Source organism: Nakamurella sp. PAMC28650 (assembly GCF_014303395.1).
Lineage (GTDB): Bacteria > Actinomycetota > Actinomycetes > Mycobacteriales > Nakamurellaceae > Nakamurella.
Genome location: NZ_CP060298.1, coordinates 5,272,491 through 5,291,278, shown reverse-complemented (window position 1 = coordinate 5,291,278; position 18,788 = coordinate 5,272,491). Strand labels below are relative to the sequence as shown.

General features: G+C 67.9%; 20 protein-coding genes. 14 read left to right on the top strand and 6 right to left on the bottom strand.

Annotated elements, in window-relative coordinates:
* Window positions 1-37: 37 nt before the first annotated feature.
* The 6 genes from H7F38_RS23900 to H7F38_RS23875 form a co-directional block, all read right to left on the bottom strand.
* Window positions 38-1,357, bottom strand: a complete 1,320-nt coding sequence (locus tag H7F38_RS23900) for a S1 family peptidase (protein WP_222618295.1) — start codon at window positions 1,355-1,357, stop codon at window positions 38-40.
* Between the two features lie 133 nt (window positions 1,358-1,490).
* Complete coding sequence (locus H7F38_RS23895; RefSeq protein WP_187092082.1) at window positions 1,491-2,525, bottom strand: hypothetical protein; 1,035 nt, start codon at window positions 2,523-2,525, stop codon at window positions 1,491-1,493.
* A gap of 237 nt (window positions 2,526-2,762) precedes the next feature.
* Entirely contained in the window at window positions 2,763-3,113 is a 351-nt protein-coding gene (locus H7F38_RS23890; RefSeq protein WP_187092081.1) for a TraR/DksA C4-type zinc finger protein, read from the bottom strand.
* Window positions 3,114-3,138: 25 nt separating this feature from the next.
* Window positions 3,139-3,573 (bottom strand): DUF1810 domain-containing protein, encoded by a 435-nt coding sequence (locus tag H7F38_RS23885; protein ID WP_187092080.1) that lies wholly within the window; start codon window positions 3,571-3,573, stop codon window positions 3,139-3,141.
* 28 nt (window positions 3,574-3,601) lie between these two features.
* A complete protein-coding gene (locus H7F38_RS23880; protein WP_187092079.1) occupies window positions 3,602-4,042 on the bottom strand; it encodes a heme-binding protein in 441 nt (146 codons plus the stop codon).
* Window positions 4,042-6,228, bottom strand: coding sequence for a malate synthase G (locus H7F38_RS23875; protein ID WP_187092078.1), 2,187 nt, complete (start codon window positions 6,226-6,228; stop codon window positions 4,042-4,044). Before H7F38_RS23875 ends, H7F38_RS23880 begins: the two co-directional genes overlap by 1 nt.
* A 193-nt stretch (window positions 6,229-6,421) precedes the next feature.
* On the opposite strand from H7F38_RS23875, the gene H7F38_RS23870 reads away from it, so the two are divergent.
* The 14 genes from H7F38_RS23870 to H7F38_RS23805 all read left to right on the top strand — a co-directional run bounded on the left by H7F38_RS23870 (window position 6,422) and on the right by H7F38_RS23805 (window position 18,785).
* Window positions 6,422-7,195: an IclR family transcriptional regulator gene (locus H7F38_RS23870; protein ID WP_187092077.1), complete on the top strand. Its 774-nt coding sequence runs from the start codon at window positions 6,422-6,424 to the stop codon at window positions 7,193-7,195.
* A 153-nt stretch (window positions 7,196-7,348) separates the two neighbouring features.
* Window positions 7,349-8,086: an ANTAR domain-containing protein gene (locus H7F38_RS23865; RefSeq protein ID WP_187092076.1), complete on the top strand. Its 738-nt coding sequence runs from the start codon at window positions 7,349-7,351 to the stop codon at window positions 8,084-8,086.
* 237 nt (window positions 8,087-8,323) lie between these two features.
* Window positions 8,324-8,779 carry a MarR family winged helix-turn-helix transcriptional regulator gene (locus H7F38_RS23860; RefSeq protein WP_187092075.1) on the top strand — a complete coding sequence of 152 codons (456 nt, stop codon included), beginning with the start codon at window positions 8,324-8,326 and terminating at the stop codon, window positions 8,777-8,779.
* A gap of 42 nt (window positions 8,780-8,821) precedes the next feature.
* On the top strand, window positions 8,822-9,124 hold the full coding sequence (locus H7F38_RS23855) for a hypothetical protein (RefSeq protein WP_187092074.1): 303 nt from the start codon (window positions 8,822-8,824) through the stop codon (window positions 9,122-9,124).
* A 108-nt stretch (window positions 9,125-9,232) separates the two neighbouring features.
* Entirely contained in the window at window positions 9,233-9,430 is a 198-nt protein-coding gene (locus H7F38_RS23850) for a hypothetical protein (protein WP_187092073.1), read from the top strand.
* Between the two features lie 242 nt (window positions 9,431-9,672).
* Window positions 9,673-10,824, top strand: coding sequence for a flotillin family protein (locus tag H7F38_RS23845; RefSeq protein ID WP_187092072.1), 1,152 nt, complete (start codon window positions 9,673-9,675; stop codon window positions 10,822-10,824).
* A 168-nt stretch (window positions 10,825-10,992) separates the two neighbouring features.
* Window positions 10,993-12,219 (top strand): extracellular solute-binding protein, encoded by a 1,227-nt coding sequence (locus tag H7F38_RS23840; RefSeq protein WP_187092071.1) that lies wholly within the window; start codon window positions 10,993-10,995, stop codon window positions 12,217-12,219.
* A complete protein-coding gene (locus tag H7F38_RS23835; RefSeq protein ID WP_222618294.1) occupies window positions 12,216-13,175 on the top strand; it encodes an ABC transporter permease in 960 nt (319 codons plus the stop codon). The genes H7F38_RS23840 and H7F38_RS23835 overlap by 4 nt, the downstream gene beginning before the upstream one ends.
* Before the next feature lie 77 nt (window positions 13,176-13,252).
* Window positions 13,253-14,053 carry an ABC transporter permease gene (locus H7F38_RS23830; RefSeq protein ID WP_222618293.1) on the top strand — a complete coding sequence of 267 codons (801 nt, stop codon included), beginning with the start codon at window positions 13,253-13,255 and terminating at the stop codon, window positions 14,051-14,053.
* Entirely contained in the window at window positions 14,050-15,237 is a 1,188-nt protein-coding gene (locus H7F38_RS23825) for an ABC transporter ATP-binding protein (RefSeq protein WP_187092070.1), read from the top strand. Before H7F38_RS23830 ends, H7F38_RS23825 begins: the two co-directional genes overlap by 4 nt.
* Window positions 15,234-15,926, top strand: a complete 693-nt coding sequence (locus H7F38_RS23820) for a glycerophosphodiester phosphodiesterase (protein WP_187092069.1) — start codon at window positions 15,234-15,236, stop codon at window positions 15,924-15,926. Before H7F38_RS23825 ends, H7F38_RS23820 begins: the two co-directional genes overlap by 4 nt.
* Window positions 15,923-16,777, top strand: coding sequence for an inositol monophosphatase (locus tag H7F38_RS23815; RefSeq protein ID WP_187092068.1), 855 nt, complete (start codon window positions 15,923-15,925; stop codon window positions 16,775-16,777). Before H7F38_RS23820 ends, H7F38_RS23815 begins: the two co-directional genes overlap by 4 nt.
* Window positions 16,778-16,915: 138 nt before the next feature.
* A complete protein-coding gene (locus tag H7F38_RS23810) occupies window positions 16,916-18,439 on the top strand; it encodes a CYTH and CHAD domain-containing protein (RefSeq protein WP_187092067.1) in 1,524 nt (507 codons plus the stop codon).
* Between the two features lie 109 nt (window positions 18,440-18,548).
* On the top strand, window positions 18,549-18,785 hold the full coding sequence (locus tag H7F38_RS23805; protein ID WP_187092066.1) for a deoxyribodipyrimidine photolyase: 237 nt from the start codon (window positions 18,549-18,551) through the stop codon (window positions 18,783-18,785).
* Window positions 18,786-18,788: the final 3 nt, after the last annotated feature.

The following is an 18,788-nucleotide window of genomic DNA, read 5'->3' as shown; positions in this document are numbered from 1 at the left end:
GCACCGGCAGGGACCTCGGCCCGCGCAGAGCGTCGCCTCAGGTGGTGGGGTTGAGTTCCAGGCCGTAGGCACGGAGGATGTCCGGGGCTTCCGGCCAATCGACCCTGGCCTGGTCGGGCGTCCCGTCTGCGCCGCCGGCGGAGACCATGCCCCGCGCCTGGCGATCGTCGGTGCCGGCGGTGCGGGCGAAGACAGTGCCACCGCTGTCGCCATTGACCGATCCCCAGCCGTTGACGTCCACCCCTTCCACGCCGCGGGTGCTGTAGCCATCGATGGAGAACCAGAGATCCTGATTGGTCACCTTGATACCGCAGGGCGTGCCGTGACCGAGGTAGGCGGATCTGGCGCCTGATTGACAGACGAAATCACCCACGTAGGAGTAGGCAGCGCTGGTCATGGGCTTCCACCCGGCGTTCTCGCTGTCATCGGCATTGTTGTTGGCCCCGTCGAGGGTTTCCGCATCCCAGGTCTGGATCCGACCGGTCACCCTGCCGACGAAGTTCCCCGTCCGGTTGTTGTTCCAGCTCCATGTCGGCCCCCCGCCGGTGAACACGTTCTGGCCGATCGAAAAGCAGTGCGCCGCAGTGACCATGATGGGGTGGTGGTCGCGGGTCCGGACTGCGGGCAGCCCTGCCGTGCAGTACCGGTGACCGTCCGGGGTGATGACATCGCCACCGATGAACGGAGTGCTGTCGTGCCACTTCACCGCCGCCCAGGCCGGGCTGACCGGTTGGCCCGACGTGGCCCGGCCGGCCGGTGGTCGAGCGAGAGAATCGTAAACTTTGGCGACGCGCCGCGCACCGTGCTCGAAAACGATCGCGACGCCGGCCTCGACGCCGCCGGTCTGCTGGGCCGACAGTGCGGGGTTCGCCACTTCGACGTCGAGCCCGGAACCGTCCGGGGCCGGACCGATGGCATAGGCCTCGAATGCGTGGGCGTGGGAGAGGTAGGCCACCCGGGCGGCATCCAACTGCTGGATCGTGTATCTGGCCTGACGAATCCGGATCAGGGAGGCGTCCATCGACGGATGCACCCTTTTCGCAGCCCTGATGATCGAGGCGGCCTGCGCCGGAGCCGTCACGTAGAGGTCGACCTCATGGTGCTCCGGGTCGATGGTGATCTGCGAGAAGGTGTGGGCCCCGGCCTTTCCCGCTGCGTCGAGGGCGACGGCGGTGGTGCGAAGCGGTGCCAGGTACTGCGCCTGGACCACCGCGGGCAGCGCCGCCACCTGGGCATCGGTCAGCCCGACCAGCGCGGCGTGTGCCGCCGGTGCCGGTTCGACCGGCCCGGGCGGTACGGCGGCGAGGACGACCGCCGCCACGCCCAGCACGATCTTGTAGCAGCTGCTGGCGTTCAATTGATGCCTCCTGGTGCGAGCTCGAGCAACGTGACAGGGCAACGGGTTCTCCAGGACGCCGTCCAGAGGTGCAGGCCGACCGCGCGCGGCGGCGGGGAGGTGCCCCGGCCCGGAGATTCGGTCGTCGGTGTGCTCATCTGCAGCTCCGGCCGACGTCGATCGCAGTGTGCGGGTCGTAGGCCTGATTGCCGGTGGGCATCGCGCCGGACGGAGCGGGCAGCCGTGAGGGATCGTCGATGCGGGGTAGGCCCAGCAGGCCTTGATCGGCGTATGCGCAGTCCATGTTGAACTGGTACCCGCGAATGCTCTCGACGAACAACCTGGTGCGCAGTCTCGGGTCGGACGGGAAGAGGTCGAGCGTCATCTGGTCGTGTCGTACGGCGATCGTGCCGCCGTCGGTGATCACACCGGGTCGATCAGCGAGCGGGTAGGCCCAGACGAGGTTGGTGGTGACCTGCAGCATGGGGCGGCCTGCGGCATCTGGACGGTAGGCGGCGTTGACGGTGCCGTTGACCCGGATCGACGCCGACAAAGCACTTCCCGGTGCCAACAGGGTCGGCTGGAGAGCCGAATGCGGCCCGGTGGTCTGGAAGCCGGATCGGCTGAGTTCCTCCGGGTCGACCATCGCGGTGAGCAGCTGGAGCTGGTGATCGACCAGGACGCGGGGGTCCGCGCGGGTCAACAGGATGTATCGGTGCGCGAGATCCAGTGCGGCCGATACCTGCGTCGAGGAGTAGGGGCCGACTTTCGTTGCGGTCGGCATGATCACGCCTTGGTCCGCGGTGGGCCAGCCCCGGGCGGGACTTCCGGCAAAGGGGTCGGCACCTCCGCTGGGGGCGTCCGGTGGACGGGAGACCCCACCGGTCGACGAGGGCGCCGGGATGCCGTCGGCGTTCTGGGCCACGATCGGCCGCGGCGCGTTGGCCACCGGTACCGGTTCGATCCCCCAGGGGTGGGCGATGGCCGCATAGGCCACGGCCGAGAAGGCGATGATCGCCCAGATGTAGGCGGTCCGGAATCGTCGGGCTGGGCGCCCCCGTTCGGCCAGCACATCTGTCCGGCCCCCGCCCCGGCGTCGGTCGGCCTTGAGGAATTCCTTCTCGATCGCTGCGACCCGCTTCGCCCATTCGGGGTCGTGGATCCCCGGCATGCCCTGATCCTCGTCCACTGTGCTCCACTCCTCGTTTCCAGCGCTGCCGGGTCGGTTCCAGCACTGCCGGGCGTACACCGGAGAGACTGATGAGTCGACCGATCAGCACGCCGTGGACGACCCCCGATCCAAGACACCCCGCGGAGAGTCGGCCGCGGCGACGATACACCGGGCGAGTCCGACCGCGAGCCGATCGTGCACCAGGGTGATGGACCCCGGGCTGACGGTGGCCGGCGATGCACCGACGAAACCTGTTCAGGCGGCGCACTTCAGGCAGGTGCGCGTGGTCGGCTTGATCTCCAGTCTGGACGAGGGAATGCGTTGAGAGCACTTCCTGCAGATGCCGAATCGTCCCTGCCCGAGATCGACCAACGCGATCTCCGCCTCGCGGGCCTGGCCGAGGGTGCGCATCCGTTGTCCCTCCAGGAGTTGGAGCACCGAACTCAACGGGACCCCGTCGGGATCGTGTTCGTCGTCATCGCTCCCGTTGGCGCGAATCGCCCTGGTGGCGGCCAGCTCCGATTCGAGGGACTGGATGTCCTCGTGCAGTCCGGCGAGCACCGATTCCAGCCGGTCGCTCCAGTAGTCGTCCCGGGGTGCCGCCATACCACCAGGCTACGGGCTCCGGTGTTCAGACGGAGCCCAGCAGTTCCTCCGTCGCGCGGTCCGGCAGGCCGTCGAAGAACTGACCGAGTACCGCGGCGAAGACGGGCTCGGTCGGGTCGGCCCGCCGGAACAGGGTCATCGACGATCTGAGCTTCTGCGCGTCGATGCCGCCGAAAATAGTGACGGCATCTGACGTCGACGCGTCGACCACGATGTTCGACACCTCCCGCAGCCGCGGCCCCAGCATGTGATGCTGAAGATACGCGGTGGCTTCCTCCACACCCGAAATGGCATAGCGCCGGGACATCGGGCTGGTACCCAGCCCCGCGATCTGGGGGAAGACGAACCACATCCAGTGGCTCCGCTTCCGACCACGGCGGAGCTCCAGGACAGCCTGGTCGTAGGTACCCCCTGCGTTCTGCGCGGTGAGGAATCTCTGGAGATCGAACGAGTCCGGCATGATTGCCTCCGTTGCCTGGTTCCGGGCATCAGCCGGTCGAGAAGTCCAGGCCGACCCCGGTCACGCCGGTGGACGCGGCCGCTTCGTCGTGGTTCGAAGTGTCGCCCGAGACGCCGACGGCACCGATGGTGCGGCCGGTGGAGTCCTTGAGCAGCAATCCGCCCGGCACCGGGATGAGGGCACCGCCGACAGCGGCCGTGGCGGCGGCGATGAAATAGGGCTGCTGCTCGGCCCGCACCATCAATCCACGCGAGCCCATGCCGAGGGCGAGGGCTCCGTGCGCCTTGCCGAACGCGATCTGGAACCGCATGTTAGCCGCTCCGTCCTCCCGTTCGAACGCGGTGACATGGCCGCCGGCGTCCAGGACGACGACCGAAAGTGGCTGCAGCCCTGCGGTTCGGCCGGCTGCTCTCACGCCCGCGATGATTTCGCGGGCCAGGTCCAACGTCAGGTGTTCGGTAGAGGGCATCAGAATGCTCCTTCGGGCCTTGCGGCCTTTGCGGCCTGTCGGTGGGCGTGCAGGATCGGCTCGGTATAGCCGGCGGGCTGGGCGGTTCCCAGCACGATCAGATCGCGGGCGGCGCGGAAGGCCTCGCCGTCGAAGGTGGGCGCCATCGGGCGGTACCGCGGGTCGTCCGCGTTCTGCTCGTCGACGATCATCGCCGTCTTCCGCAGGGCGCCGTCGACCTCCGCCAGGGTGACGATCCGGTGCTCGAGCCAGTTGGCCAGGTGCTGCGAGGAGATCCGGCAGGTGGCGCGATCCTCCATCAACGCCACGCCGTTGATGTCGGGGACCTTCGAGCATCCGACACCCTGATCCACCCACCGGACCACGTAGCCAAGGATGCCCTGGGCATTGTTCTCGATCTCCGCCTGGATCTCCGCGGGCGACCAGGACGGGTCGGATTCCACCGGGATCTGCAACAGGTCGGCGAGCCGGGCCCGGGCGCCGCCGGCGGCGAGCTGCTGCTGTCGCGCTGCGACATCGACGCGGTGATAGTGCGTGGCGTGCAGGGTCGCGGCCGTCGGTGAGGGCACCCAGGCGCAGGAGGCGCCGGCCTGTGGTTGGGCCAGTTTGTCCTCGAGCATGTCGGCCATCAGATCCGGTGCCGCCCACATCCCTTTACCGATCTGGGCGCGACCGTGCAGACCGCAGGCCAATCCGACGTCGACGTTCCAGTCCTCGTAGGCCTTGATCCACGGCTGCGCCTTCATGTCGGATTTGCGGACCATCGGACCGGCCCCCATGGAGGTGTGGATCTCGTCACCGGTGCGATCGAGAAAACCGGTATTGATGAAGGCCACCCGTGATTTCGCCGCGCGGATCGATTCGGCCAGGTTGACCGTCGTCCGGCGTTCCTCGTCCATGATTCCGATCTTCACCGTGTCGACCGGCAGCAAGAGCACCCGTTCGACGAGACCGAAGAGCTCGTCGGCGAAGGCGACCTCGGTAGGACCGTGCATCTTCGGCTTGACGATGTAGACAGACCTGGCCGGTGAGTTCGCCGTCGATCCTGGTGCTCCGAGATCGGTGAGCGCGATCGTGACGGTCACCATGGCATCCAGCAGCCCCTCGGGGATCTCGTGGCCGCCCGAGTCCAGGACGGCCGGGGTCGTCATCAGGTGACCCACGTTGCGGGCCAACAGCAATGCCCGGCTGCGCACCTGCCGCTGACCTCCGTCCGGGGTGGTGATCGTCCGGTGCGGGGTCAGCCGACGGGTGAAGGTCCTGTCGCCCTTGCTGACCTCCTCGGTGAGCCGCCCGGTCATCAGCCCGAGCCAATTGCGGTAGGCGGTGACCTTATCCGACGCGTCGACCGCGGCGACGGAATCCTCGAAGTCGATGATCGTGGTCACGGCGGATTCGATGACGACATCGGCGATCCCGGCCGGGTCGTCCCGGCCGACCCGGGTCGAGGGATCGATGATCAGTTCGATGCCGAGGCCATGATGCTCCAGCAGTACCGAGCTGGGCAGCCCGGCCTCGCCCGTGTACCCGGCGAACCAGGTCGGGTCCGCCAGTTCGGCGCGGGTGCCGTCGATCTGGTCGACCACCAGGCGTCCGGCGTCGACGCTGTACCGCCGGGCCTGCGAATGCCGACCACCGGCCAGCGGCACCACGTCGCCCAGGAACCTCCGTGCCCAGGCCACCACCTGCGAGCCGCGGGCCCGGTCGTAGTCGCCGGCCGGTGGGGGACTGCCCATCGCGTCGGTTCCGTAGAGGCCGTCGTACAGGGATCCCCAACGAGCGTTGGCCGCGTTGATGGCATATCGCGCATTCGACGCCGGGACCACGAGCTGCGGGCCTGCGATGACGGCGATCTCGTCATCCACGCGGTCGGTGTCGATGACGAATTCCGGGCCGCGCGGAACCAGGTATCCGATCCCGGTGAGGAAGTCGTGGTACTCCGAAGCGTCGAACGGTCGACCCGCCCGTTCCCGGTGCCAGGCGTCGATGGAATCCTGGATCACCGTGCGCGCAGCCAGCAGGTCGCGGTTCCGCGGGGCCAGCGTGTCGACGACCAGCGACAGCCCGGTCCAGAACTGCTCCGCCGTCACGGCCACCTCCGGGAGCACCTCGGATTCGATGAAGTCCACCAGTTGCGGATCCACCGTCAGCGAGCCACGGAGCAGGTAGTCGGATCGGTCGGTCAATTTTGCCTCCTTGAGGGTCCGCAGTCCATGACGTCGGACGACGGTCGAGCAATGGGTGACGTGATGGGCCCCGGACAGCTCGGATCAGCTTCAGGATTCCATCAGGTGGAAAATGTATTCTGCATGGTCTAAGTTTGAACGGAACTCCAGGCCACGTCAAGGAGGGTCCGATGACCACTGGCAACAGCGCGACATGACGGCGGGCGACCCGAGGGAGCCCAGGGCCGCCTCCACCCCGGTGCAATCGGTGGGGCGCGCGCTGGACATCCTCGAGGTGATCCAGTCGGCGGGTGGCGCGCTGAGCATCACCGAGATCGCCGCCGAGACCACGCTGTCGGTGGCCACCATCCACCGCCTGGCCCGCACCCTGCTCGATCGCGGATACCTCCGGCAGCTGCCCGATCGCCGGTACTGTCTCGGCACCCGCCTGGTGACGCTGGGCGAGACTGCGAACTCCCTGATCGGGCAGCGGACCCGGCCGCTTCTGCTCCGGTTGGCCGGAGCTCTCGGCGAGACGGTCAACCTGGCCGTCCTGTCTGGCTCCGCGGCCGAATACGTCGGGCAGGCCACCGGAAGCCACTCCATGCGGATGTTCACCGAACTGGGCCGGCGCGTCCCCCTGCACTGCACGGGAGTGGGGAAGGCCCTGCTGTCGATGTTGACCGACGACCACGCCGCTCGGCTTCTCCGGCACACCGGCCTGCCGTCCCGGACACCGGGCACGATCACCGACCTCTCGGCGATGCTCGAGCACCTGAAGGCGGTACGGGCCAACGGTTACGTCCTGGACGAAGGCGAGATGGAGATCGGTGTGCGTTGTGTCGCGGTCGCACTGCACATGCATCCATTGATGGCGCTGTCCGTGTCGGGACCGTCGGAAAGGATGACCGATGCCGTCATCGAGGCCACGGTCGTCCGGCTCCGGGCCGCCGGCACACAGATCGTCGATCTGCTGGGGAACGGCTGACGCCAACTGCGGTCGCAAAATCGACAGCCGGCCGCCGGTCGGGAGAGGTCGTGGGTGGAATGGTGCTGCCGGTGGCGTGCCTTACGCTGTACGAATGATCGCGTCGTTGCCGGAGTCCGCTCGTGAGGACGCAATACCCCAGGACACCGGTCGATGATGGATGTCGCCGGTCGGATCGCCGCACTCTCGTCGACGGGCGAACAACCCGAACTTCCGGGCCCGGAATTGCTGCCGACCCGATTGATGAGGGCCTGCGCCCAGGTGCTACCGGTCGACGGCGCCGGAATCAGCTTCTTCAGCGGGTTCCGTCATCGGGTTCCACTGGGAGCCAGCGACGACGACGCGGTGCTGGCCGAGCGTCTGCAATTCACGGTCGGTGAGGGTCCCTGCCTGACCGCCCATGCCGAGGACGGCGCGGTGATGGCCACCGCCGACACGATGGGAAAGCGCTGGCCGATCTTCTACCGCGAATTGCTGGCCACTACGCCGTACCGGGCCATTCTTTCGCTGCCGGTCACCACCGAAGAATTCGGCGGGGACGCCGCGGTGGATCTCTACTACGCGGATCCGCGTCCCGATATCTCCGAGAGTGCGCTGAACGACGTCAAGAATGCCATCGACATCATCGGTGCGCTGCTGGTGGCGAACTCCGGGCTGGGCGACTCTCCGAAGGCAGAACCGGTGTGGTGTGCCAATGACGCTGTCCGGAGCCGGTCGCAGGTGTGGATCGCGATGGGCATGATCAACGTCGCGCTGGGCCTCGACCCGATCGACTCGTTGGCCGTCCTTCGTGGGTACGCCTTCGGTCACGGGACGACGGTCGATGACATCGCCCGCCATGTGACCGCCCGGCAATTGCCGGTGGAGGCACTCGGCGTCCGGAGATGGTGAGCGGCCGGGAATCAGTCACGGCCGGAGGGCTGGGCGACGCCTCGGGCGACCCCCCGGGCGAACCTTCGGCGACCCGGCGAGATCTTGCCGGCCGACTGTTTGACCGGCAAGACCATGCGGGCGTGCACCACTGAGCGCAATACTCCGATCTTGCAGACCGGCACCTCGCTTGTCAAGCAATTCGTTCGCCGTGTGAATTGGTGGTCAAGTGGCACGGTGGTCGGCTAGGTTCACCTGATGTCAGACGACGGCGGAACACTCGAGGATGCAGCGCAGGCGCTCCGAGAGCTGATCCTGGCCGGTGAGCACTACCGGCAGGCGGTGGCCGGCGACCTGCAGGTCGACATCAGCCAGACCCAGGCGATGAGCTACCTGCACACCTGCGGGGATCTGGGCCAGAGCGAACTCGGGGCCATGCTCGGCTACAACACCAGCAGTGTGACGGCGCTGGTCGATCGGTTGGAGCGGCAGGACCTGGCTCACCGCAGTCCGCACCCCACCGACCGCCGGCGTTCCATCGTCGGGCTGACCGACCACGGTCGTGCGGTGATGGCGGGGCTCGGATCGACCTTCGTGCACGCCTTCGACCACATCTCGGCCGAGGTCCTTCCGGACTGCGTGTCCTCGCTCCGGTCGATCACCGCAGACCTCGTGTTGTGCGCAGCCCGGGTGCGCAGGCCGGAGATGCTCTGACAGCTCCGCGGTTCACCTCGTCCGAGGACCCGGGGGTACCCGGTGACCTGGAGGAGATGTCGTCCGGCGAAGAAGGCGCGTCACGACGCTGACGGGCCAGGTCGCCTCCTGCTCCGCTACGCGTCCGGCGCCGTGGAGGACCTCGCCGGCGAACCGCGGCACGTCGGGCCGGGGGCGGTCGAAGTCGGCCAGCCCGGCCACGAAGGTTCGGGCGTCTCCGCCGCGATCAGGGTGGTGCGCGAGAACGAAGCGGCGGCGCTGTGCCCGAAGATCTGCATCCACGTCCACCAGTGTCCACCCGCCGGCAGCGCGCGGCGCGAGTGGCCGCGTCGTCGACCGATGTGAGGGTGCAGGGTGTGACGGGGGTTACCCATCGGCCGGTGGGGCGCGGTCGCATACTGGGGTTGGTGGTGCCGTCGGGGCTCTGCTCGTGAGTTTGCGGGAGTGATAGCCATGCCTGTGGAAGTCCAGGGTTTTCGGGAGGTCGGCTACGGGCCCTTCCCCATCCAGGTGTCGATGGCCGTCGATGCGATGTTCGGAATTCTATGTGTCGGAGCCGTGTGGGGTGGCCGGCTCATGGCCCGATCGCTGCGTGGCAGGAACCGGATCACGGGCCGCTTCAACGCGGTGGCCGGCCCGACCGCCTGCTGACCCGGCTTCTGTGCTCATCGCCGGGAATCGTCGGTGGCGGAGATGTCTCGACACCTGAGGTGAATCGGTGCGCGTGGTCGTGACCGGTGGCGGCCCATCGGGCACCGGATCGGCGTAGCGTCGGAATCGACCGAACCCGAGTAGCCCGGCGCGTCGCGCACGGAAGCGGGGTAGGTCGGTCGTGCACGCCGTCCGGACAGGCACGCTGTTCATCCACCACCACCGGAAGAGGCGCCTGCACGATGTTCGGATACCGAGTTCCCGACCCCGACCAGGCGTTGCTGATCTCCGGTGGCCGCTCCAACGGAGGCTCACCCTTCCGCGTCGTCATCGGCCATGGCGCCTATGTGCTGCCGTTCGTGCGTCGGGCGAATCTGTTGTCGCTGGCCATGAGCGAGGCCGAGGTACAGGAAACCTGTGTCACCAAGCAGGGTATCGCGCTCAACGTCAAGGCCGTCATCGCCTTCAAGGTGGGCAGTGACGTGGATTCGATCGTCGCGGCGGGGCAGCGGTTCCTGTCCGACCAGGATCAGATGTCCGTCCTGACCGGCCGGATCTTCGCCGGCCACCTGAGGTCCATCATCGGTTCGATGACCGTCCAGGAGATCGTCACCGAACGGCAGAAACTGGCTACCGAGGTGCTCGACGGCAGCAAGGCCGAGATGGCCAAGATCGGCCTGACCGTCGACGCCCTGCAGATCCAGTCCATCGACGACGGGCAGCTCGGGTACATCGTGGCGATGTCGGCCCCGCACAACGCGGCCATCCAGCAGGCCGCCTCCATCGCGCAATCCAACGCCAACCAGTTCGCTGCCCAGGCGGAACAGGATTCCCTGCGGAAGCAGGCCGAGTACCAACGCCAGACCACCGTGCTGCAGGCCCAGTACAAGGCCGAGGTCGACAAGGCGCAGGCCACCGCGGCCCAGGCCGGACCGCTCACCCAGGCGCGGGCCCAGCTGGAGGTCCTGCAGGCCCAGAAGGCCGTCGCCGAGCGCAACGCCGAACTCCGTGAGCAGCAACTGGTCGCCGAGGTCGTCAAACCGGCCCAGGCAGAGGCGGAGAAGACGAGAATTCTGGCGGCGGCCGAGGCGCAGAAGATCCAGGTGCTGGCTGCGGCGGCTGCTTCCAACAATCGGGTCGCTCTCGATCGCATGCTGATCGAGCAACTCCCGGAGATCGTGAAGTCGGCGGCACAGGGACTCAACGGGGCCAATGTGACGGTCCTCAACGGAGCCGACGGTCTCGGTGACATCGCGGCATCGCTGGTCGGACAGGGTTCAGCCATCTTCGAGGCGGTCCGCAAGGGATTCCAGGGCGGTGCGCCGACGGGCGCCGCGAACGCGCCCGAGAGGCCCGTCGCCGCTGCCGACCAGCGACCGGCCCTCGACCGGTAGATCTCGAGGTGCGGCAGGGAACCGTGCACTGCAGCACCGAACCCCGGGGGATGCGCGCCACCTGCCGGGCCCGGGTTCTTTTTCTTCCGTTCACCGAGGATGTGCCTGCACGACTCCGGGCGATGATTTTCTGGCGGAGTCATCCCACAGACTCCCGGTTGGAGAATCATGCGTTCCAGCACCGTTCTGGCCGTTGCCGTCGCAGCATCCCTGTTGACGGTTTCGGCCTGCTCCTCGACGTCCACCGCCTCATCGGCCTCCCCGGGTTCCAGCTCGGCGGCGGTGTCGGCGGGTTCCAGCTCGGCGGCGGTGTCGGCGGCAGGCGCCCCGATGTCCGGGTGCCCGTCCTCCGCGGCGGCGGACACGTTCACCTTCTCCTCCGACGGTGATGTCAACGTGCAGAACCTGTGGCAGCAGACCCTGCTGCCCGCCTTCAAGAAGGCGTGCCCCCAGTTCACCGTCAACTTCGTCTTCGACATCCATTCGGCCAACGCGAATCTCAATGTCTCGAAGATCGCCGCCGCGGACAAGGTCGGGCAGGCTCCGCCGATCGACGTCGCCGACGATTCGGTCGCCGAGGCGGCGGCCCAGGCCGGGCTGACCCAGAAGATCACCGCGGCGCAGGTCCCGGCCATCTCGGAGGTGAATCCGGCTGCACTGGCCCGGTTCGACTCCGCAGCGTTGCCCTACCGGGGTTCCTCGGTGCTGCTGGCCTACGACTCGACCAAGGTCGCCAACCCGCCGAAGACGTTGAAGGATCTCCTGGCGTGGATCATCGCCAACCCCGGGCAGTTCACCTACAACGATCCCTCCAGCGGCGGCTCCGGTGGTTCGTTCGTCGAGACCGTACTGGATTCCTACGTCTCCGCCGCGGATCTGACCAAGATGCAGTCCGGTTATACGCCGGCACTGGAAAGCCAGTGGGCACAGGGCTTTACGACCCTGAAGGGCCTGACACCCTCGATCTACCAGAAGGTGTATCCCAACGGCAACCAGGCGGTGCTGGATCTGCTCGGCAAGGGTGAGATCTCGATGGCCCCGGTCTGGTCGGACCAGTTCCTGGCCGCCAAGGGCCAGGGGCAGTTGGGCGCCGAGTACAAGGTCACGCAGATCGCCGATCCGTCGTTCACCGGCGGCGCGGCGTACCTGGCGATCATCAAGGGCAGCAAGCACGCCGCGGCCGGCGCCGCCTTCATCCAGTGGCTGCTGCAGCCGCAGCAGCAGGGCGAGATCGTCAAGAGCATCGCCGGGTTCCCGGCCATCTCGATGACCAAGCTCCCGACCGCCGAGCAGACTGCCTTCGGCGGCGTCGACGTGCAGAATCTGCGGCCGGGCGTGAGTTCCAAGATGGGCGCAGACATGCAGTCCCAGTGGGCGGCGAAAGTCCCCGGATGAGCGTGTCCGTCCTGACCGCACCGGCACCGACCCCGACGCCGGGCCCGACCCGACGGCCACGCCCGGTCGGCTCGCGGTGGTCGATGCTGGTGATGGCCAGCCCACCGGTGCTGTTGGTGATCGTGTTCGTCGGCGTCCCCATCGTCATCGGGATCGCGTACACCTTCGGCTACACCGGGGGTCTCAACTCGGTGGCGACCTCCCTCTCGGTGTCGGTGCACTCTGCGGTCGGTTGGGGTCCGACGTTCGACGCCTACCGTTCGGTCTTCGCCGACTCGCGGTTCCGGGGTGATCTCGGGGTCACGCTGTGGGTCACCGCGATCACGGTGGCGGTCACCGTCGTGCTGGCGTGGGCGGTGGCCCTGCACGCCCGGCTCACCGGCGGCCGGCTGGGCCGGGTGCTGTCCGGTGTGGCGGTGATCCCGCTCTTCATCCCGATCGTGATCGGGGCTTATGCGATCCGGAAGTTCTACCTCAACACCGGTTTCCTGGTCAGCGTCGGCAAGCAACTGGGCGTGACGCTGCCGGCCTGGAGCTACCACACGTCCGGCATCGTGATCGGTGAGACCTGGGCGTCGCTTCCCTTTGCGGTGCTGCTGATCTCGTCCGGGCTGTCCGCGGTCCCGGACGCGTTGATCGATGCCGCCCGGGATGCCGGCGCATCCCGCGCCCGGGCGGTGTGGTCGGTGATGCTCCCGATGACGACGGTGCCGACGGTGATCGTGGCGACCTTCACCGGTGTGTCGGTGATGGGCTCGTTCACCATTCCGTACCTGATCGGCCCGACCGCGCCGACCATGCTCGGCGTCACCCTGCAGCAGACGTATGCGGCCTACCAGCGTCCGCAGAACGCCCAGGTGATGGCCGTCGTCCTGTTCGCACTGGCTGCCGGGATCGGTGCCCTCTACATCTGGGCCAACGCCAGGGCCTCCCGGAGTACGGCGGTCGCCGCGTGACCGCCGGTCCTGTTCGATCCTTCGTCTCCGGGCCGGCCCGATCGTGGGCCGCGCCAGCACCTCGGTCGCTGCGTACGGTGCTGACCCGCACGGCCACTGCGGTTTTCGCGCTGCTGCTGACGCTGTTCGTCGTCGGGCCGCTGCTGTGGATGGCGCTGGCCGCGTTCTCGAAGCGGTGGAAGGCACCCGCGCTGCTGCCGCAGACCTGGACGATGAGTTGGTGGGGCACCGTCCTGAAGGGCACCGAGCTCGGCCACTCGTTCACGCTGTCGCTCCTGTTCGCGCTCGGCGCGACCGCAGCCTCGGCGATCATCTGCCTCCCGGCCGCCTATGCCATGGGCCGCAGCAACTTTCCGGGTCGGCGGGTGATCCTTCTCGGGCTTTTCGCCACCAACGCGTTCCCCAAGATGGGTCTGTTCACCTCGATCGCGACGCTGTTCTACGCACTGCACCTGATGACGACCGTCACCGGGGTGATCATCATCCAACTGCTCGGCACCGTCGTCACGATGACCTGGATCCCGGCCGCCGCGTTCGCGGCGGTGCCACCCAGCCTGATCGACGCGGCCAGGGACGCCGGCGCCGGCCGCTTCCGCGTCTTCACCAGGATCACCCTGCGGCTGGCCGCTCCGGGGATCGCGGTGGCTGCGATCCTGGCCTTCCTGTCGTGCTTCGACGAGTCCCAGGGCACCTACCTGGTCGGGGCGCCCACCTACATCACCATGCCGACCCAGATGTATTCCCTCGTGGAGAACTACCCGGAGCAGGCCGCGGCCGTCTTCGCCATCGTGCTGACGATCCCGTCGGTGCTGCTCCTGCTGGCGGTCCGCAAACACGTCATGGGCGGCCAACTTGCGGAAGGATTTCAGATCAGATGACGAACGCACCCACTCCGCCCACCCCACCCCGCGACCCGGCCCCAGGGCTGCGGCTGCGGGCCGTCAGCAAGATCCTGGGCGGCCGCAAGATCGTCGAGGGCCTGGACCTCGACGTCGCCCAGGGCGAGCTGATCTGCCTGCTCGGGCCGTCCGGCTGCGGCAAGACCACCACCCTGCGGATGATCGGGGGGTTCCTGGCCGCCGACACCGGCACGCTGGAGATCGACGGGATCAACTACACGCACGCGCCGCCGGAAAAGCGACCGACCGCAATGGTTTTCCAGAACTACGCGCTGTGGCCGCACATGTCGGTGACCGCGAACATCGCCTTCGGGCTGACCCTGCGCCGGATGTCCCGCGCAGCCGTCCGCGAGAAGGTCGACTGGGCAATGGATCTGGTCAACCTCAGTCATCACCGTGACACCATGCCGGCCAGGATCTCCGGTGGCGAGCAGCAGCGGGTGGCACTGGCCAGGGCCCTGGTCCTGGAACCCAAGGTCCTGCTGATGGACGAACCGCTGTCCAATCTCGACGCCAAACTGCGGGTGAAGGTCCGCGAGGACATCCGGGAGATCCAACAGCGGCTGGGCATCACCACCGTCCTGGTCACCCACGACCAGGACGAGGCGATGGCGATGGGGGACCGGATCGCCGTGATGAACTCCGGCCGCATCGAACAACACGCCACCCCGACCGAGCTCTACGCCGCGCCGGCCACCTCGTTCGTCGCGGAGTTCATCGGTGCGATGAACCTGATCGACACGTCGCCCACCGCGGCCGGCGTCCGGATGGCCGACGACCGGGTGCTGCCAGTCGATTTCCTGTCGGCCGGTGCCGGGGACCGCGTCGGGATCAGGCCCGAGGACCTCGTCCTATCGGGCGCAGGTGCCGCCGGTACCTGCCCGGCCACGGTCTCCAGAATCGTCCCCCGGGGCCATTTCCAGGAGATCCTCCTGGATTGCGGAGGCACGTCTCTGCGCGCCTACTCGGGTGCTGCACTGCCCAGCGGGTCCGACGTCGGCGTCCGGGCCCGACGGGCTCTCGTGTACGAGAATGGCCTGCTGCAGAACGACGCAGCCTCGTACGCCATACCGCGGGCCACCCGATCGATGCCCGATCGGTCAGCAGCGCAACAGCATTCGCGGCCTCCGGCCCTGATCAACGGAAGCGGGCACCCCCGATGACACTGACCATCGCCCACCGCGGCGAACCGGTGGGGCACGTGGAGAACACCCTCGAGGCGCTGGAGGCTGCCGTGGCCGCGGGCGCGGACATGCTCGAGATCGACGTCCGGCTGACGGCCGACGGAGTGCCGGTGCTGCTGCACGACGCGGACCTGACGCGGATCTGGGGTGAACCACGGCGGCTGTCGGAACTGGCGTCGACCGAGTTGGCCCGGCTCCGGCCGGTCGGCGGCAGCCGGATCCCGACCCTGGCCGACGCGGCCGACCTGGCCCAGTCGGCGGGAGTGCAACTGATGGTGGACCTTCCGGAACCGGCGGCCGGGCCGGTCGCCGCGGAACTGCTGATCCGGCTCGGCTGCGCTGATCTCGCCCTGTACGCCGGCTTCACCGCACCGGTCAGGGCCAGATCGTCCACCGCACGCATCGCCCTGACGTGGGACAGCCTGGAACTTCCTGGTCAGCAGCTGCTCGATTCGCTGCGGCCGGAGTTCTTCAACCCCTATTTCCAGCTGCTCACCGCGTCGGTCGCCGACCGGATGCACGAGCGCGGGATGTTGGTCAGCGTCTGGACGGTCGACCACCCGCGGGACATGGCGGCCGTCATCATCCAGGGCGCGGATGCCGTCACCACCAACCACATCGAGGATCTCGTGTCGCTGGTCGGTACCAGAGCACCGGTCGCGCGATGAACCACCCGTCCCGACCGCAGCATCCGTCGGTCGGGGACATGGAGCGTCTGGCGGCCGGACTCGGTGCATGGGCCGCCGAACGGATCTTCCACACCCCGGCCACCTCCGTCGAGACCAAGCGTCATGGCGCCGATCTCGTCACCCGGCTGGACCGCCAGATCGAACGTCACGTGCGCACTGCTGTCGCCACCACCTTCCCCGACCATCGGTTCTGCGGCGAGGAGGACGGCGACAGTGGTCCGGTCGGCGCTCGCCACACCTGGTACTGCGACCCGATCGACGGCACCACCAACTATGCCAACGGGCTTGCCTGGTGCTCCTTCTCCCTCTGCTGCTGGGACGAGAACGGTCCGCTGCTGGGCGTTGTCGTCGACCCGTTCCGCCGGGAGATCTTCCTCGCCCGGCGAGCCGGCGGTGCCTACCTGGCCCACCTGGACCAGCAGTTCCGCATCGGTTCACTCCGCCGGCCCCTTGCCCCCCACCGCGGTGTCACCCTGGCCGGCACCGTCGTCACGATGGAATGGCTGGCCCATCTTCCCTGGCCGGGGATGTCCGACACCGTCACCGCTCTCGCCGCCCAGCAGTGCACCGTGCGGATCATGGGATCCTCCGCACTGTCGATGGTCCAGGCAGCGGCCGGGCGGGCCGCCGGCTGCATCATCGGGGCCTACGACCCGATCGACGATTCGGCTGCCGCGCTGATCGCCGCCGAAGCCGGCGCCCTGGTCTACGACGCCCGCGGCCGGCTGAACGTTCATCCGCAGGACAGCGGCATCCTGATCGCCGGCCCGTCGGTCGCGCCGATGCTGCTGGAGGCCTGGCGGGTCGGGATCAACCACCAGGTCATCTGAGGACTCCGCTGCGCCTCTACCGGAGTCCACCCTCGGGACCATCGACCTCGAGGGCCGCAGCGACCTGCGCCAGGGGTGGCGGTCATACTCGGGTGACCATCGCTCCGCATCGAGATCCCACCCGTCAGGAGTGAATGAATGGCTGCCGAACACCTGGAGATCGAACGCAAATTCGAGGTGGCGATGAAGACGGCGATTCCGTCGATGCTGGGATTGCCGAAGGTGTCCCGGGTCGAACAGGTGCTGTCGTCGACGTTGGAGGCGGTGTACTGCGACACGGACGACCTCGCGTTGGCCGCGGCGGGGATCACGTTGCGCAGGCGCACCGGCGGGACGGACGCCGGTTGGCATCTGAAGCTGCCGCGCGGCGGAGACGACCGGGCGGAGTTGGCTCGGCCCCTCGGCGATGACGACGCCGGCGTGCCGGCGGAGTTGTTGACCAGGGTGCGCGCCTGGATCCGCGACGGCGAACCGCGTCCGGTGGCGACGTTGTCCACCCATCGGGTGGTGCACCGCCTGATCTCCGAGCGCGGCAGGGTGTTGGCCGAGGTCAGTGACGATGTGGTGACCTCGACCCCGATCGCCGGGCAGGCGCTGGTCAACACCTGGCGTGAGTGGGAGATCGAACTCGTCGACGGCTCCCGCAAACTGCTGACCGCCGCCGCGGAACTTTTCACTGCGTCGGGCGCGACGCTGTCGATCTGGCCGTCCAAGGTGCATCACGCGCTGGACCGGAACCGGGACCCGCTGCCGCCGGCGGTCGCCGACCTGACGGAGAAGAGCCCGGCCGGCGCGGTGGTGCACGCCTATCTGGCGGAGCAGGTCACCGAGATCCTCGGCCGTGACAGCGGAGTCCGCCACAGCACCGCCGATGCCGTGCACCGGATGCGGGTCGCGACCCGGCGGCTGCGCAGCGCGCTTGCGACGTTCCGGCCGCTGCTGGAACGCGAGATCACCGATCCGATCCGCGGCGAACTGAAGTGGCTCGGCGCCACCCTGGGCGGCGCCCGGGATGTGGAGGTGCAGCGCAGCCACCTGCTGGAGGCGGTCGCGGCGGAGCCGGATGACCTGGTGCTGGGTCCGGTGGCGGCGGGGCTCGAGGTGGAGCTGCGGTCGGACTACCGCACTGCCCACGACACGCTGGTCGCGGCGATGGAGTCCTCACGGTATTTCCAGTTGCTGGAGCGTCTGGAGCATCTCGTCGCTGCGCCGCCGTTCACCGAACTCGCTTCGGGCAAGGCCCGACCGGTGCTGCGGCAACGGGTCTCCCACTCGTGCAAAGCCCTGTACGGGTTGGCGTCATCAGGTGAACCTGGAGTGCGGGACAGCCGGGACATCTGGTTGCACGAGGTCCGCAAAGCTGCCAAACGGGTCCGCTATGCCGCCGAGGTCGCTGCACCCGCACTGGGCCGGCCGGCGGCCGCGCTGGTTGCCGCCGCCACCGCGCTGCAAGAAATACTGGGCGATCACCAGGACAGCGTCCTGATCCGGGAGACGTTGCGCGGTATCGGGGTCCGGATGTTCCTGGACGGGGAGAATTCCTTCACCATCGGCCGTCTGCACGCTCTGCAGCAGACCCGCGGGGTCGCGGCCGCCGGCGCATTCCTCCAGCTGTGGTCGGGTGGGGTCGCCGAGCAGGTCAGGGGCTGGCTTCGATACTGAAGGATTGAACGGGTGGCAGAGCGGGTACCCAGGTCACAATGGACTGCTTGATCCGATACTGCTCGCACATTGCCGACACCGGGAACGGTCGAGGCGGACAGGGAACAACATGCTGCACCACCTACTTTTCAACGTCCCCGTCGAGCCGACGGCCGTCAGCGGCTTCATCCTCAGCGGCATCAAAGGGATCTTCCTGCTGATCGGCGGAATCATCGCGATGATCCTGTGCGCGATCATCGCCAAGTCCAAGGGTTACAGTGCGATCCTGTTCGGCATTCTCGGTCTTTTCTTCAGCATCCTGACGCTGATCGTCGTCATCGTCATCCCCCGGAGGCAGAACGCCTGACGG

Bases quoted from the DNA above. Each gene is read 5' to 3' on its own strand.
- H7F38_RS23890 (WP_187092081.1), bottom strand. From the start codon at position 3,113: ATGGCGGCACCCCGGGACGACTACTGGAGCGACCGGCTGGAATCGGTG.
- H7F38_RS23885 (WP_187092080.1), bottom strand. From the start codon at position 3,573: ATGCCGGACTCGTTCGATCTCCAGAGATTCCTCACCGCGCAGAACGCA.
- H7F38_RS23880 (WP_187092079.1), bottom strand. From the start codon at position 4,042: ATGCCCTCTACCGAACACCTGACGTTGGACCTGGCCCGCGAAATCATC.
- H7F38_RS23870 (WP_187092077.1), top strand. From the start codon at position 6,422: ATGACGGCGGGCGACCCGAGGGAGCCCAGGGCCGCCTCCACCCCGGTG.
- H7F38_RS23865 (WP_187092076.1), top strand. From the start codon at position 7,349: ATGATGGATGTCGCCGGTCGGATCGCCGCACTCTCGTCGACGGGCGAA.
- H7F38_RS23860 (WP_187092075.1), top strand. From the start codon at position 8,324: ATGTCAGACGACGGCGGAACACTCGAGGATGCAGCGCAGGCGCTCCGA.
- H7F38_RS23850 (WP_187092073.1), top strand. From the start codon at position 9,233: ATGCCTGTGGAAGTCCAGGGTTTTCGGGAGGTCGGCTACGGGCCCTTC.
- H7F38_RS23845 (WP_187092072.1), top strand. From the start codon at position 9,673: ATGTTCGGATACCGAGTTCCCGACCCCGACCAGGCGTTGCTGATCTCC.
- H7F38_RS23840 (WP_187092071.1), top strand. From the start codon at position 10,993: ATGCGTTCCAGCACCGTTCTGGCCGTTGCCGTCGCAGCATCCCTGTTG.
- H7F38_RS23835 (WP_222618294.1), top strand. From the start codon at position 12,216: ATGAGCGTGTCCGTCCTGACCGCACCGGCACCGACCCCGACGCCGGGC.
- H7F38_RS23825 (WP_187092070.1), top strand. From the start codon at position 14,050: ATGACGAACGCACCCACTCCGCCCACCCCACCCCGCGACCCGGCCCCA.
- H7F38_RS23820 (WP_187092069.1), top strand. From the start codon at position 15,234: ATGACACTGACCATCGCCCACCGCGGCGAACCGGTGGGGCACGTGGAG.
- H7F38_RS23815 (WP_187092068.1), top strand. From the start codon at position 15,923: ATGAACCACCCGTCCCGACCGCAGCATCCGTCGGTCGGGGACATGGAG.
- H7F38_RS23810 (WP_187092067.1), top strand. From the start codon at position 16,916: ATGGCTGCCGAACACCTGGAGATCGAACGCAAATTCGAGGTGGCGATG.
- H7F38_RS23805 (WP_187092066.1), top strand. From the start codon at position 18,549: ATGCTGCACCACCTACTTTTCAACGTCCCCGTCGAGCCGACGGCCGTC.